Source organism: Terriglobales bacterium (genome assembly GCA_035573675.1).
Classification (GTDB): domain Bacteria; phylum Acidobacteriota; class Terriglobia; order Terriglobales; family Acidobacteriaceae; genus DATMAB01.
The window spans coordinates 1-15,851 of record DATMAB010000021.1 but is presented as its reverse complement, the minus strand read 5'-3'; the positions used below and the strand labels follow the sequence as shown (position 1 = coordinate 15,851).

Below are 15,851 nucleotides of genomic sequence, written 5' to 3'. Positions count from 1 at the left end.
GTGTCGTCCTGTTGAGAAATGCATGCTCTTTCAAGGCGGCACTGCACCGTTCTGGGGCTAAATGCTAAGTGCTGTTTGCTCACTGCCAACCGCCAAGAGCCAACAACTAACAGCCAAGAGCCAACCGCCAACCGCCATGAAGCGATTTCTCTACTGCCTCATCTCCATCGCCCTCGCCGCCGGACTCATGCCGCCGCTGCGGGCCCAGGGCCCCGCGACCACCGCCATCATCGACGTGGTCTATCGCGCGGACGGCACGCCGGCGAGCGGCACTCTTTTCATCACCTGGCCGGCCTTCGAAACGGCGCAAGGAAACGCCGTGGCCGCCGGCTCCAGGAGCGTCGCGCTCGGTCCCGGCGGCACGCTCAACGTCAGCCTGGTTCCCAACGAAGGCGCTACGCCCCCGGGCAGCTTCTACCGCGTCGTCTACCAACTGGACGATCGCTCCACCAGCGAGGAGCTCTGGAGCGTGCCCGCCCTCTCGCCCACCACCATCGCCGCGGTGCGCGCCAGCATTGTGCCCTCGGGTGTGGCCATGCAGGTGGCTTCCAGGCAGTACGTGGATAACGCCATCGCCAACATCACCACCACCAACACCAGCTTCCACAACATCCGCCTCTGCGATGCGTTCTCCGGAGCCGACGCTGGAGCCAAGATTGCGGCCTGCATCGCTGCCCTTCCTTCCTCTGGGGGCGTCGCCGACGCCCGCGGCCTCGAGGGTTCGCAGACCATCTCCTCTACCATTACCATCAATAAGCCAGTTAAGCTCCTGCTGGGGGCGGCGACCTATGAACTGGCCGTCAGCGGCAGTTCGCCCGCCATCTCCATCACCTCCAGCAACGTCACCATCGAGGGTGCGGGCGACGAGACCGTTCTGCACGTCACCACCTGGGGCTGCGCCAGCACGAAGTTCTCCTACATCAAAGCCGGGAACGAATCAGCCTCGATTGAGAACGTCCACCTTAGCGACTTCAAGTTCGCCGGGGAGAACCCTCAGGGCTCCCCGGTCACCGGATGCGACGCGCAAGGACCGACCTACGGCATCCTGTTCGGGCCGCTTGCGGCCACCGCCTCGCTCTCCAACTCCAGCGTCAGCAACGTCCTGTTCGAGAAGCTGGGCGGCGCGGGCATCAACTTCTCCGGCGGCAACGTGAACGGCGAGCCGCAGTCGCGCAACAACCAGGCCCGCAACAACCGCTTCGTCAACGGTTCCTGGGACGGCATCAACGCCTTCTCGGGCGGCGTGTCGGACGCCATTATCGCGGGCAACCACTTCTACAAGATGGGCAACTTCGGCGTGGAGTTCGCCGGGATGAACTCGCTCATCTCTGACAACACCTTCGAGGCGACCAAGAACGCGGCCATCTCTATCGAGAACAACACCGTACAGACGGGCTGGAACATCATCTCCGGCAACACCATCCGCGACGCCGGACAGTTCTCCGGGACGCAGAATAACCCCTGTATCCAGCTAGGCCAGAGCATCGGGGCGATCCGCGTCGTCGTGGCCAAGAACTCGCTCTATCGCTGCTACGGCCAGGGCATCGTGCTGGGCGGAAGTTCGACGCAGGACCTGTTCGTCCACGGGAACCTAATCGACGGCTTCGGCTTCAACGGCGTGGGCAAGACCCTGGGAGTGTCCGGCCCGTGGGCGGGCATCGCACTAGTCAACAAGACGCGCATCTACGTCACCAACAACACCGTTCGTTCGCTGACTGGCGCAAACGACCGCTCGGACTACGGCATCGTCGTGGGCGGCGGTCTGGCGGTGGACAACTGGACCGACGGCAACGTCACCATCGGGAACTTCCTGGTCGAGGCGATGGAATTGCCGACTTCCTACGGAGTGGACGGGGCAGGCACCCGTGTCGCCATCGGTAGGAACTTCGACCTCGGTTCAGGCAAGGTCATCCCGCAGTCGCGCTCGGACAACACCGAGGCCATTCCTGTGCTGGCCCTGAACTCGGCTACCCCTTCAGTTGCCGGTTCGGACGTCTGGATCACGGCGAACAACGCCCCGACCACTATCACCGACTTGCAAGGGGGCTACCTGGGCCAGGTCGTCACTATCCACGCCAGCGATTCCTTCACCACCATCGCAGACAACGCTAACATCCAGTTGCAGGGCGGGGTGAGCCGGGCGCTGAGCAACGGCGACACCATCCAATTGGTCAAGACGCACCAGGGAGTGCCGTGGAAGGAAGTGGGGCGGAGGACCAACCTGGTCACGGGCAGCGAAGTCCGCTGGTATGACCCGGACAAGAGCAATTACTTCGGCCTCCGGCAGACTGTGAACCTTACTGCCGATTACGTCCCTGGATGGAACATCACCGGCAATTGTTCCGGGAACGTCAACGGTGGTGCGCTGACCATCAATGCCAGCGACCAGATCGTCTGCTCGGATGATGATGGCGGAGCCGGGGGTGGAGGGGACGCCATCTCCGTAAACGGAAGCCCGGCCACGGACGCCAACCTGCTCGACGGCTCCATCACCGGCAACGATGTTCCGGTGAAGTGGGCGCTGAACACCGCCTCGACGCCTGATGACATCACGGGCAAGATTGTGACCACCGATATTCGCTCCGTCACCTTCGGCAACGCGTCTAGCTTCACCTGGACCTTTGATGCCGGAGCGACCGATCCCACGCTGGCCTTCGGCTCACAGAGCGTGACACTGGGCAGCGCCGATCTGCTGTTCGCAACGGACAACGCCAACGACATCGGGGCCAGCGGTGCCAACCGCCCCCGAACCGGATACTTCGGCACAAGCGTCGTCGCGCCCACGGTCAATGCCACTACCGCCCTTCAGACCGGCGGGACCACGCGCATCGACTCTTCTGGCACCGTGACCAATGTCTCGCTCGATGCCGAAGGGACGGGGAACACGGTGACGCTGCCCTCGAAGCTCTACTGGGCAGCAGGGGGATGCGATGGCACAACGGCTGGCTCAGCGCTGGACCTGCCGACCTCGGGCGCGGCAGGGAAAGCCTGCATCGGATCGGGACCGCGTTACGGCGTCCTGACCTTCGCGGACGCCGCAACCTCGACCGCTTACTGGCATTGGCAATTCCCTGCGGACTGGGCATCCGCCACCGCCGTGGATTTGAAGATAACCTACACCGGCGACACGAGTTCGACGAACAATATAGTCCTGCAACCGGCGCAAGCCTGCGTGGGCAACGACGAAGACTTGCTGAACCCGACCTTCACGACTACTACCAGCGCAACGGGAGCGGGGCCGACGACTGCGGGGCAGCGCAAGACCCTGACCTTCAGCAACATCACCACGACGGGCTGCGCGGCCAACGAGACCGTCATCTTTCGTTTGCAAAGGCTTGGCGGCGATGCCAGCGATGCCTACACGGGAGTTCTTCAGGTGTTGGCCATTGAAGGAACGGCGCGGAGGGCGATGTGAGGGCCCTGGCTGCCATCCTGACGCTTGTCATCTTGGGAACCGGCCTGCTGCTCGAAGGTCAGGTCAGCGTGGGCGGAGGCTCAGTGAGCGGCGGAGAAGCCGTGCCCAAGCGCACCTTCTATGAGAACGACTTCTCCTCCAGCCTGGGAGCGTTTAGCGCCAGTTGCAGCACGGCCTGTGACGCTAATCACAATATTGAGATCACCACGTCCTGTCCGGGGGGCGGCAACTGTCTGCGCGCCTTCACACAGAACAATGCCGGGTTCGCCCGCGCCCGGCTGCGGTATAACAATGCTTCCGTCCTGCCCCAAGGACCCACGCGCCCGGACCTGAACGGAGACCACTGGGTCTGCTTCCAAGCCTACGTCCCTCAGGCCGTCCTGGACACTCTGCGCGGACAGTCATGCTCCAACGGACAGATAAAAATCTTCCGTTCGCAGGGCAATTGTACCGGCACCGTAGAGGGCAACTGGGACGTTCTGGTGTCCGGCCCGGAAATCAACTGCGGCTCTTCGGTCGAAGGGATTCTAGAGCAACAGTGCGAATCCGGGTCCTGTGGCGACAACGATCCGGTTCTCGATCCCCTGCCTGGCGATACGTGGAAGACCTATGCAATCCACTACATTCGGCGCAATGGGACAGGCTTTGCCGAGGTTTACGTGGACGGAGTTCTGGCGACCGATGGATTGACGCATTCGTCGATGGGCGGCAACCACAGTTCAGAGCGCTGTGACTTTCTGGGAGTATCGACATGGGAGATAGGTTCTAACAAGGCCATCTCTACCATCTCCCGCTCCTCGAATGTAGTGACTGCTACGACTTCGGCAGCGCACCAGATGGGCAGCGACAGCGTAAACATCGACGTGAGTGGTGTCACCGATGCCAGCTTCAACGGCACCAACTTCGATGTGACGGCCATTCCCAGTTCGACACAGGTGCAGTGGAACCAGACCGGCAGCGACGCTTCCTCAGGCGGTGGGACCATCACCCTGCCCAATGCGGCCCTAGGCGAAGTCTTCTACAAGAACTACTGGACGGGCAATTACCGCAATCTGGAGAAGTGCAAATGAAGCGCGCCCTTCTGTTCCTGATACTGATCGTCGCCTGCCCGGCCTTCGCGGACCGCCTGTTCACCTCCGGCTTTGAGACCAATGACTTCACGACGACGGAGTGGACCGGGACTTCGACTACTGCGCCTACCTTTCAGACCACAACGGTGCATTCCGGGACCTACGCTATTCAAGCCGCCCCTTCGAGCAGTGTGCGCTGGGTGCGCAGGCAGCGGTCGGCGGCGGTGACCAGCGGCACCTTCTTCATGCGGGTGTACTTCCGCTGCTCCACCTTCCCCAACACTGTGACGGAGTTGATGAGCACGCGGCGCACGGGGGCGGGTGCGATTTCCATGTCGGTGCGCTTCGTCAATACGTCGAACGTCATCCGGCTGAGGAACAATGTCACCGCCACAGAGCAAACAGGGTCGCAGGCGCTTTCCACCAACACCTGGTATCGGCTGGAGGCCCGGCATCTGCTCGCCGACACCGGCGGAGAGATGGAAGTGCGAATCTATGAGGACGGAAACACCACGCCGCTGGAGACCCTTTCCATCACCAACGAGGACACGCTGGCTACCGACGTGCAGGACTGGGTGTTCGGCCTGGTGGACACCACGACAGCCACCTGCTTCTTCGACGATGTGGCCGTCAACGATGCCAACGGCACTTTCCAGAACTCCTGGACCGGGCCGGGCAAGCTCTTTCTCATCGAGCCTACGAGCGACGATACCGTGGCTTGGACCAAGACCGGGGCCAACTGCTCAGCGACGACGAACACCGACTGCGTGGACGACATGCCTGGAACGCCAGATGATCTCTCCGGCTACAACACCATCGGGACTTCCGGAACCGCCGACCGTTTCAACATCACGCTCGGCTCTGAGATTCCCTCCGACGCCGACATGATCCTGATGGACCTGGTGGCCCGCTTCGGCGCTTCCGGCTCCACGGGCACTCGCCTCTGCCGCGTGGACATCTGGGATGATGGCGGCACACAAAGCTCCGGGCCTGACACTGGGGTTGGCTGCGACGGCACCGCTGACACTTGGGCCATGATGACCACGGCTAGTCATCTGGTGGTGGACCTGGGAACGAAATCCAAGGCCACGGTGGCGAGCTACGACATCGGCTACACCAATCGCAGCGCACACAGCAACCGCGTCACGGGGCTGTGGGGGTATGTAGAGTGGATCGAGGCCGCCGCGCCTCCCCTTGGCCCTGCCACGCTGCCGCGCGTCGTTCGCTGGTGAAAGTGTTTTTCATTCCCAGCGCAGCGGGGAATCTCCACCCGAACAACAGTGTCCTGGCATAGGGAAGCTCCGCTTCGGGCGGCACCCCCATCGTCGCCGCTCGCGAAGGCCCGGAGGGCCGCCACAGATTAGCCCAGCCCGCAAGGGCTGGGTTGGCTTGGATAAGAGAACTCAGCCCGCGCAGCGGGCGACACCGCCAACACCGCAAGCAAGACATGACCGCAACCAAACCCTGGTATCACGAGGACCTCGACGCCCTGCTCGCCGCCGGCCGTCGTCTGGAAGAACAGCCGGCCATGCGCGCGCGCCTGATCGGACTCCTTCTTCACGTCCGCAACAAGGACGGCAGGCTGGTGCCGCTCGCCGCCAACCGCGTGCAGCAGGAGTACGAACGCGCGGCCGCTGCTCGCAACCTGGTGCTCAAGGCGCGCCAGATGGGCATCACCACCTGGATCGCTGCCCGCAACTTCCTGAGCGTCATCACCCGCCCGGGTACGGTTGCGGTCCAGGTGGCCCACGACCAGACTTCGGCCGAAGAGATCTTCCGCATCGTGCACCGCTTCCTGGCGAACCTGCCTCCGCGGTTGCGCGTGGGCGCGCTGCGCACTTCGCGCGCCAACGTCCGCCAGATCGTCTTCCCCGCGCTCGACAGCGAGTACCGCGTGGAGACCGCGGCGGACCCCAACGCCGGTCGCGGGCTCACCATCCGTCATCTCCACGGATCGGAGGTGGCCCGCTGGCCCGGCCCGGCGGCGGAAACCCTGGCTTCCCTGCGCGCCGCCGTGCCGCCCGCCGGCGAGATCGTGCTCGAATCCACGCCCGCCGGCGCCGGCTCCGTTTTCTACGACGAATGGCAGCGCGCCGAGGAAACCGGCTACGCCCGCCACTTCTTTCCCTGGTGGTGGGAGCCGGGCTATACGAAAGAAGTCATCGACCCCGGCCCGCTCACGCCCGAAGAGCAGGAACTCATCGAGCGCTTCGGTCTCCGGCCCGGCCAGATCGCTTATCGTCGCGATCTGCGCTCCAACTTCCGCGCGCTCGCGCCGCAGGAGTTCGCCGAAGACCCGCATTCCTGCTTCCTCGCTTCGCGCCAGTGCGTCTTCGATCTGGGAGTGGTCGAGCGCCGCCTGGCGGAGTGTCCTGAGCCCGCCGAATCGCGCGACAGCGGCCGCCTGCAGATTTTCTGGCCGCCGGTCTCCGGACGTCAGTACATCCTCGGCGTCGATCCGGCCGGCGGCGGCGTCGAAGGCGATTACGCCTGCGCCCAGGTCATCGAGCGGGAAAAAGCCCTGCAATGCGCCGAACTTCGCGGACACTTCCCGCCCGCCGAGCTGGCCGCGCGCGTCGCCGCCCTCGCCCGGGAATACAACCAGGCGCTGGTCGCCGTCGAGCGCAACAACCACGGCCACGCAGTGCTCGCCTATCTGCAGATGGCGGAGCGCTATCATCACCTGTACCAGAAGGGAAACAATCTGGGCTGGCTCACCTCCGCTCTCACCCGTCCGCCCATGATTGAGAATCTGGGCGCGGTGCTTGCGGTAGCGCCCGATCTGTTCTCCAGCCGGCGCCTGCTGGAGGAGTGTCGCACCTTCGTCCGCCGCCCCGAGGGTTCGGCCGGCGCCCTCTCCGGCGCGAACGACGACTGCGTCCTGGCCATGGCCATCGCCCTCGCCGTCCGCAGTGAGCTGCCCGGCCTCGATTCCCACTCCGGGAATCTCGCGCTCGCCGCCCTCCCGGAACGGTAAGAGAGGCAGCAGTTGGCAATCAGCACTTAGCATTTAGCCACTGCACCTTCGGAGATGGACTCAGCAGTGGGCCTGCGGGGCTAAGTGCTAACTGCTAAGTGCTAATTGCTTATTGCTTATCGCTTTCTTACAATCCGCCGCTTGCCTCTCCACGCCGTCCAACACGTCCGCCGGCTGCGTGGCGGCGCGCAGGCGCACCTCATGCGCGCCTCCGACGGCCACTTCTACGTAGTCAAGTTCCAGAACAACCCGCAGCATCTGCGGGTTCTGGCCAACGAATTGCTTGCTACACGGCTGGCGGAACGGCTGGGCTTGCCGGTGCCCGTGCCCGCCGTCATCGAGGTCTCGCAATGGCTCATCGCCCACACCCCGGACCTGACCGTGCAGCTCTCCGGGAAGGCGTTGCCCTGCCGACCGGGACTACAATTCGGTTCGCGTTACGCGGTGGATCCCGCGGCGGGACAGGTTTTCGACTATCTGCCGGAGGTGCTGCTGGAAAAAGTTCGCAACCTGGATGCCTTCGCTGGCGTGCTGGCGCTGGACAAGTGGACCTGCAACGCCAACGGCCGCCAGGCGGTCTATTGGCGCGCGCCGCGCCAACGCAAGTACACGGTCAGCTTCATCGACCAGGGCTACTGTTTCAACGCCGGCGAATGGAGCTTTCCGGATTCGCCCTTGCGCGGCGTCCACGCCTCGAATGCCGTGTACGCCGGCATCCGCGGCTGGGAATCGCTCGAGCCCTGGCTCTCGCGCCTAGAGGCCCTGGACTCGGCGGCTCTGGGCGAACTGGCATCCGAAATCCCGCCCGAGTGGTATGAAGGAGACTGGGAAGCGATGGAGAAGCTTGTCGCGGAACTCGTCCGGCGCCGGCCCCGCGTGCGCCAGCTCATCGCCGACTTCCGCCGCTCCTCGCGCAACCCGTTCCCGGAGTGGAAAGAATGATTCACCACGGAGACACAGAGACACGGAGATTTCAGATGATTGATCCCGTTCACATTGCGGACTTTGTCTGTGGTTGTGTCCTTCGTGTCCGCCTTCGTGTCCTTTGTGGTGAGCTTTTGTCGCTTTTCTCCGTGCCTCCGTGTCTCCGTGGTGAAATGATCTTCTATCCGTGTGCATCCGTGGAGATCCGTGGCTGAGTCCAAGCAATTCGAATTCTTCCTCCTCCGCTACGTCCCGGACGCGGTGAAGGACGAGTTCGTTAACGTCGGCGTCGTCCTGCTGGAAGCCTCCGGCGGATTCGCTGGCGTCCAGTTCGCCCGCGACTGGCGCCGCCTGCGCTGCCTCGACCCCGACGCCGACCTCGAGATGCTCGAGGCCCTCGAGACCGAGTTGCGCTCGAAGCTCTCGAACGCTGCCGACCGCGAAGCCCTGGTGGCGCGCCTGAAAGACTCGCTCTCGGGCTCCCTGCAACTCTCGCCCTCCAAGGCGCTCGAAGCCGAATCACCCGCCCAGGAGCTCGCGCGCCTGGTGGAGATGTACCTCGAGTCGCCGCGGCGCGTGGCTGCTGCCCGCGAGCCCGCCGCCCGCTCGCGCATCTTCCGGCGCATGCAGGCGGCCTTCGAGCAGGCCGGCGTCTGGCCAATGATGCGCAAGAAGATCGCCGCCGCGAAATACACTCGCCCCGGCGACCCGCTGGTCATCGACTGCGGCTACCAGCCCAACGGTGTGGTGAAGATGTTCCACGCGCTCTCGCTCCAGGCTGACCCGAACTCCGCCAAGCTCCTGGCCTTCAGCTTCCCGCAGGTTGCGGAAGGCATCGCGCGTCTGGAAAATGCACAGGCCGAGTTGACCGCCGTGGTCGAAAACGACCTCGAACGCGCCAGCGAGCCCGTCGCCTACGCGCTCGACGTCCTCGCTCAGGCCCGCATCACGGTCGCGACCACCGCCGCGCTCCCCGAGATCGCCGAGCGCGCCCGAAAGGATCTGCGCGTCGGATGACCGGCCTCGGCTTCGATCTCGTGCCCTGGATGTTCCATCTGCTGGCCGCCGCCCTGCTCGGCTTCGGCTGGTACCGCCTCCTCCGCCCTCGTAGCGCCGCCGACTCGGCGGCTGTCGTGCGGGCGTCTCGCCCGCAAAAGGCGTCTTCAGAAGCGAGGGGTTCAACCTGGCGGCGAAAGGTGCTGTTCCTCGGCTACCTCGGCGCCTCCATCAGTTTCCTAATGTACCTGGCGGAGTTCTTCGTGGAATTCCGCTACAGCAACCGCAGCCTTTACGACCGTTTTTCCGGCGCGGCTATGATTCCGCTGTTCGCCGCCCTGCTGGTCGCCATCGCAGGCAAGGGCCCCGGACGGATCCTGCTCGTCTTGGCGGCGTTGCTGGTTTTCGGCCTCTGGCTCTCCATCATGCCCTTGCGTCTGTTCTGAGCTGGCTCGTCTCCGTGCCTCCGTGTCTCCGTGGTGAAAACAGTTTTTTGATCCGCGTCCATCCGCGTCAATCCGCGGCGAAATCAAGACTATGAACATCCCATCACTCCTCCGCGGCGCTCTGCGCCGCATCGCCGGCGCTCGCGCGCCCGAAGCCCGCCGCACGCTGCCCGTGCCCTCAGTCCTTTCCGCGCACGGACCCCGCCCCGAGCGTCTTCCCAAGGCCACGCCGCACAACCTGCGCCGTTTTGCCGAGACGCCGGTGGCGCGCAAGGCCATCAACACCATCAAGGACCGCGTTGCCGGCATGCGCTGGCGCATCCAGCCGCGCAACGGCCGCTCGCTCGACGATCTTCCCGAAGGCGCCCGCCGCCTGCGCGTGCTGTCCGACAACTTCGACGCCCCCAATCCCGACGACAGTTTCCGCTCGCTCGCCGAGCAGGTCCTCGAAGACGTCATTGTCGGCGGCTTCGGCGCCATCGAAGTGCAGCGCACCGCCGATCCAGAACGCCCGCTGGTCCTATGGCCGGTCGATGGCGCCACCATCCGCCTGCGTCCCGATTGGGACGGCCGTCCCGACTCGCCGCGTTACGCGCAGGCCACCGGCCGCTTCGGCCCCGAGGCCCACATCGACCTCAACGACGACGAGCTCATCTACATCCGCCTGAACCCGCGCACGCACACGCCCTTCGGCCTTGGCCGCCTCGAGGTGGCGTTTGAAACCATCAACGCCTTTCTCGGCGCGCACCGTTACGCCGCGCGCCTGGCCTCGAACTCGGTGGTGCAGTATGCGCTCTGGTTGCAGGAGCTCACGCCCGCGCACCAGGAGCGGCTCATTCGCTGGTGGCAGGACGAGATCGAAGGCACCGGCCGCGTCCCCATTCTCTCCGTCGAGCATCGCCCGGAAGTGCTGCGCTTCGGCGCCGGTAACGACGACGACCTTCGCCTGCGCTGGCAGGAGCTCTTGCTGCGCGTCATCGCCGACGCCTTCGACCTGCCGCCGCTGCTCCTCGGCCTGGAAAACGACGTCAACCGCTCCACCGCCGCCGAACTCAACGACCTCGCTTTCCGCTGCGCCATTGTGCCCACCGCGCGCCTGTTCGCCGAGCACCTCACTCGCGACGCCATTGCCAAGAAGCTGGGCTGGGACGACCTCGAGTTCACGTTCATTGACGCCGAGGTCCGCAACGAAAGGGAAGAGGCCGAGATCCAGGAGATCCTGCTGCGCAACGGCGTGCTGACCGTCAACGAAGTCCGCCGCCTCCGCGGCCTGCCCGAACTGAGCGCCGCCGACATCAGCCGCCAGCCTTCGGTGCTCAGCCTGCAGTTGCCGCTTACGAAGAGCGGAGCCTTTGACACACGCACCGAGTGACTTTTGTAATCGGCACACTGCACCTTTGCGGGCTCCGATAACTGCAATGTTACCTTTGGCTTAGCGCTGTGCGCCGCCCAATCGGCCAGATGTACCGTTTGCTGCAAGGTTCGCCCGGTTAGTTTTTTCTTGGTCCCCAACCCACGGGATAAGATATTCTCAATATCGCTCTCCCCCGCTTGGGGGTCATGCAGCCTTTTGGGGCCAAGCAGAATCTATTCGGTTGAACCCTTGACAAACCGGACTGACCGGTCTGGCGGAACCTTATGAGTGCTGCGTGCGTTCGATTCGACCTGGAGAAGATTGTCTCTCGCGTCCCACCGATTAGCTTCGGCGCCCTACCGCAAGAGGCATTCGCGACGCGCTTAAGCTCGAACCTCGCACACGTCGTGCTGCGGCTAAGGAAGGAAATCGACGCACAGCTCACGCCGCTATTGCATGCCCGCTCTGCCGAGGAGTTCGAGGCGCTTAGGAGCGAGACGTTTGGCCATTATGCGAATCTAATGAACGCCGCAGCCAGCATCGTGATGGGAACCACCGAACGGCATGTCCACCAGGACCTTGCCCGCCAGAGCTTTGAAGGAATGCAAAGGACGTTTGGGACGGCATCAGATCAGTTCGGCACTGAGGCTGCTGCAGTGATTCATTTCACGATTGCGACGCTTGAACGAACATACCTCTTGGTCCGGCGTATGAATGCCAATGCCCAACCGTTGACGGATGCGACGCGAGAGCTACGTCGTAGAGGAGTGTTGTGTTTTGCGTGTGCTCTATTTCATCTTGATTGTCTAAGGCTCGCCCTTGAGCAAGGAACGAAACTACATCCTGCAGTTTCCGCCAAAATCCTTTATGACCTAAGGGAGCTGTCCTTGGAAGCATACGCTTCTGCGCGGCAGCGGCATGAGAGCCCGGAGCCGACGCTTGGATTTGCCGATGCTTCTTGGGACGAGGAGGATGAGGTATTGGCGGTCGCCTCAACACGCGAGATCGATTGTTTGCCCGATGAACTCTGATGCCCTCACCAAAGCGCGGGGACATCTTCTGGGTTGATGTTCACACCCGCGAGGTGCGTGGCAGCGAGCAGGACAAGCCCAGGCCGTACATCATCGTATCTATTGATGCCCTGAACTCGGTTCTGCCCATAGTCATTGGAGTTCCGCTCTCAAGTAACATTCAAAAGCAAAACGCACACCGCATTCTGGTTGGGCCATCCGACATTATCAACGAACCGGGCACTCGCGGATGTCAGCCTGGTGTCGCGTTGATTGAGCAGGTCCGGGTCCTAAGCACAGTTCGACTAGGGACCGATGTGCGCCTAGCTAGGTTGACTCCTACGGCCATGGCCAAGGTTGAGGCAGCGCTTGCATACGTGCTGGGAATTCCTCCCTAGTACATTCCACATCTAGCAGTCCCCAAGGCGGCTATCCACGGCCGCCTTTTCTTGCGTCCTCTGGGGTCTACCACATGGTTGAATCGATTCAGCTGTTGGCTGTAGGAAATGGACCGCCTGTTGGCAACCATCCCAACCGTGCTCCCTTCCGCGGCGTGCTCACGCTGCTGGACGTTCCTTCGGACCGTCCGCCTGCGGGCGCGCGCGGGCATCGCGTGGTGCTCACCCGCGCCGCCGCCGAAGCTGCGCTGTCGTCGCTCCTCGGCATGGGTCTGGGCTACCGGCCCTCGCTCGACGGCCACGACGCCCGCCGCAAGGTCGGCGTGATCACCGAGGCCTTCGTAGCGCCGGCGTCTCGCCGGCTGTCGCGGGGGCAGCCTGCTCCCGCCCAAGGCGAAGAACCTGCCGAGAGTGCCAGCGAGACGCTGGCGCTACACATCTCCGGTTACCTCTTCGCCCGCGACTTCCCCGAAGTCATCCGCGAACTCCGCGCCGCCTCGGGTTCTCTTGGCCTCTCTTACGAGATTGCGGATGCCCGCGTCGCCGACACGCGGGCCGCCGTCTGGGTCCTCACCCAGGTCACGTTCACCGGTGCGGCCATTCTGCGGCGCTCCAAGGCCGCCTACCAGAACACTTCCATCGAACTCATCACCGCAGCGTCGTCTCGCCGGCTCTCCGCCGGGGAAGAGGATCCCTCCGAGCTGGCCGACATGATTGCGACGCTGCTTCCAGGAGAAAGCGCAGACATGAACCAGCAGAACCTTCAGCAACTCATCGCCACCACCGAGCGCCTGGCCGCGGCCGCCGAGGCTCTTTCGGCCGCAGCCGGCCGTCTCGAGCAGCATCAGGACGAACTCGGCCAGCGCCAGCAGTCGCTCAACGCACAGGTGGAGCGCATCGTGGCCGCCGTCGAAGACGGCGAAGCCGCCTTCCGCCGCGTGCTCGAGCAGCGCATCGCCGACCTCGAGCGCACCAACGCCGACCTCCAGGCGCAGGCCGGACGCCTGGCCGCCACCGCCAGCCGCAAGACCCTGCCGCCCCTGGTCAGCTCGCTGCTGGCCAAGCACGGCATCGAAGCCGACTCGGCCATCGACCCCGCCGCGCTCGACAAGACGCTCGCTTCCCTCAGCCTCGAGCAGCGCATCGCCGTCAAAAGCCAGATGGCCCGCGCCGGCATCATCGAGTGATCTTGAGGATTGTCATCCTGAGCGAGGCGCCTGTGTTTCTTGCCGAGCGAAGGATCTGGGCGAGCGACCGCGCGCCCGCCGCTCTTACGGGCTGAACGCGCGACGCGAGCATCCTTATTTGCCCACGCCTCTAGCTCCTAGCTAGCAGCTAGAGGCTGGCAGCCGAAGTTCATCCCCTTTCGCGAAAGGACACTCCCAGCATGACCGCACACTTCATCGACCTGAACGCGGCCGCGGACTTCCTCGGTCCCGGCGCCATCGAGGTCAACCGCTACCAGTCCGAGATCACCGACATCGTGCGCCGCCGCGGCGCTTTCGGCCAGCGCATCAAGCAGGTGCCCGCCACCGGCCACCCCTCACGCTTCTTCGAGCAGACGGCCATCAACTCGCCCTCGGCGGCGCAGGCCTTCGTGGACCCGCGCAACATCGTGGCCACGGTCGGCTCGCCCACCCGCGTGGAGCGCAGCGTGCCCCTCAAGGCGCTGGTCTCGCAGATCGACTACTCGCTGTTCGACGTCGAGGTCGGCGCGCAGCAGCAGCAGTTCGCCTTCCTGCAGGCCAAGGACTTGGCCGACTCCATCGAGGGCCTGATGCGCACCCACGACTCCGCTCTGTGGAACGGCAACGACACCTCGCTCACCTCGCCCACTACGCTGCAGTACTTCGGCGCCACCGGACAGATTACCGCCGGCGGCAACCTGGTCACCGTCGGCCTCTCCGACAGCATCGTGGACAAGATCAAGGAGGCCGTCGCCCTCATGGTCTCCAACTCCAGCTTCGAGGTCCGGCCCACCGCCATCTATGCTAACCCCGTGCTGCTCGACTTGATCGACCGCGAGATGAAAGCGCAGTTCAACGTCGTGCTCGCGACCACGGAGATCGCCGGCGGCTTGCGCGTCAAGGCGCTCTCTACTCAGGCCGGCGACCTGCCGCTCATCCCCGAGTGGACGCTCGGTTACACCGGCACCCCGGGCAGCGGTACCGCCGTGCTCCCCGCCTACATCGTCAGCGAGGACATGATCGAGTACCACTGGCTCACCGATCCCAACCCGCGCGTGTTCCAGCTCGGCACGCCCGGCTCGCTCGCCTCGCAGTTCGTGGTGGTCAAGTTCGGCGCCATCGTGGTCAAAGGCGCCAGCTACGCCCACTACAAGGTGAACGTGACGCGGTAGCAACAAGCACTCAGCACTCAAGTTGACGATTGACTCATTGAGTCATTGATTCATTGACGTGCGGGCGTCGCGACTCCGTTCGGTCCGGCTCCCAATCGTCAATGAATCAATCGTCAATGGGTCAATCCGTCGTGATTTCTTCCTGAGACCTGAGACCTGCGACCTGACACCTGGCTACTGGGTACTGGCTACTGAGAACTGAGAACCGAGAACTGAGAACTCACCATGACGTACCTCTCTCCCTCCGAATACTCCGCCTACGGTCTCGAGCCCAAAACCCCGCCGGCCTGGGTGGCCTCGGCTTCGTCGCTCGTAGACGCCCACTGCCGCCGCGCTTCGCTCCTGGTGGCGCAGTACGTCGAGCGGCTCCGCATCCGCGCCGGGCGCAACACCATCCGCCTCTCCTACCTGCCCCTGGCGGTCGTTGAGCCTGCCACGTCGCCCCTCGTCTCGGCCCGGGCCCGTTACGCCGTGCCCCGCCGGGACGAGGGCGACCCCGCCTCGCCCAACGAGGACATCGCGCGCGTCTTCGGACTGCCCGGAACCTGGACGGCCATCGATCCGGCGGCCATCGACTTCGACGCCGACACCGGCGAGCTCACCCTGCCTTCCAACGCTCTCGGCCTCGCCTACAACGAGGTCGAGATCACTTACACCGCGGGCCTGCCGGCGATTCCCGACGCCGTCAAGTTCGCCTGCGCGCAGATCGTGCGCAACGCTCAGGCCACGCCCGCGCTCAACGTCCGCGCCGGCAACCTCGACCGCATGCACCTGGAATACTTTTCGGATACGCTCATCGACTCCGCCGTCCGCGCCTGGCTCGCCCCCTACGTTGCCCAGAAGGTGGGATGACGCCACTTCGTGGTAGCGCCAGCGTCTCGCCGGCTGGCGTGGCGGCATCC

At 64.2% G+C, this 15,851-nt stretch carries 12 protein-coding genes; all 12 read left to right on the top strand.

Going from position 1 to position 15,851, the window contains the following annotated elements:
• The first annotated feature begins 136 nt into the window (after nucleotides 1–136).
• The 12 genes from VNK82_10085 (at nucleotide 137) to VNK82_10030 (ending at nucleotide 15,801) form a co-directional block, all read left to right on the top strand.
• Nucleotides 137–3,415, top strand: a complete 3,279-nt coding sequence (locus tag VNK82_10085; GenBank protein HXE91298.1) for a right-handed parallel beta-helix repeat-containing protein — start codon at nucleotides 137–139, stop codon at nucleotides 3,413–3,415.
• The gene (locus tag VNK82_10080; protein ID HXE91297.1) at nucleotides 3,412–4,485 is read left to right on the top strand and encodes a hypothetical protein; all 1,074 of its coding nucleotides are present in this window, start codon (nucleotides 3,412–3,414) and stop codon (nucleotides 4,483–4,485) included. The genes VNK82_10085 and VNK82_10080 overlap by 4 nt, the downstream gene beginning before the upstream one ends.
• Nucleotides 4,482–5,717, top strand: a complete 1,236-nt coding sequence (locus tag VNK82_10075; protein HXE91296.1) for a hypothetical protein — start codon at nucleotides 4,482–4,484, stop codon at nucleotides 5,715–5,717. Before VNK82_10080 ends, VNK82_10075 begins: the two co-directional genes overlap by 4 nt.
• 215 nt (nucleotides 5,718–5,932) lie before the next feature.
• A complete protein-coding gene (locus VNK82_10070; protein HXE91295.1) occupies nucleotides 5,933–7,462 on the top strand; it encodes a hypothetical protein in 1,530 nt (509 codons plus the stop codon).
• A 141-nt stretch (nucleotides 7,463–7,603) separates the two neighbouring features.
• Nucleotides 7,604–8,404 (top strand): HipA family kinase, encoded by an 801-nt coding sequence (locus VNK82_10065; GenBank protein ID HXE91294.1) that lies wholly within the window; start codon nucleotides 7,604–7,606, stop codon nucleotides 8,402–8,404.
• Between the two features lie 189 nt (nucleotides 8,405–8,593).
• The gene (locus tag VNK82_10060; protein ID HXE91293.1) at nucleotides 8,594–9,403 is read left to right on the top strand and encodes a DUF3037 domain-containing protein; all 810 of its coding nucleotides are present in this window, start codon (nucleotides 8,594–8,596) and stop codon (nucleotides 9,401–9,403) included.
• Nucleotides 9,400–9,828, top strand: a complete 429-nt coding sequence (locus VNK82_10055; protein HXE91292.1) for a hypothetical protein — start codon at nucleotides 9,400–9,402, stop codon at nucleotides 9,826–9,828. The genes VNK82_10060 and VNK82_10055 overlap by 4 nt, the downstream gene beginning before the upstream one ends.
• Before the next feature lie 91 nt (nucleotides 9,829–9,919).
• Nucleotides 9,920–11,200, top strand: a complete 1,281-nt coding sequence (locus VNK82_10050) for a phage portal protein (protein ID HXE91291.1) — start codon at nucleotides 9,920–9,922, stop codon at nucleotides 11,198–11,200.
• 266 nt (nucleotides 11,201–11,466) lie between these two features.
• Nucleotides 11,467–12,213 carry a hypothetical protein gene (locus VNK82_10045; protein HXE91290.1) on the top strand — a complete coding sequence of 249 codons (747 nt, stop codon included), beginning with the start codon at nucleotides 11,467–11,469 and terminating at the stop codon, nucleotides 12,211–12,213.
• 451 nt (nucleotides 12,214–12,664) lie between these two features.
• Entirely contained in the window at nucleotides 12,665–13,777 is a 1,113-nt protein-coding gene (locus tag VNK82_10040) for a hypothetical protein (protein ID HXE91289.1), read from the top strand.
• A gap of 200 nt (nucleotides 13,778–13,977) precedes the next feature.
• Complete coding sequence (locus VNK82_10035) at nucleotides 13,978–14,949, top strand: hypothetical protein (GenBank protein HXE91288.1); 972 nt, start codon at nucleotides 13,978–13,980, stop codon at nucleotides 14,947–14,949.
• Nucleotides 14,950–15,174: 225 nt separating this feature from the next.
• Nucleotides 15,175–15,801: a hypothetical protein gene (locus VNK82_10030; GenBank protein HXE91287.1), complete on the top strand. Its 627-nt coding sequence runs from the start codon at nucleotides 15,175–15,177 to the stop codon at nucleotides 15,799–15,801.
• Nucleotides 15,802–15,851: the final 50 nt, after the last annotated feature.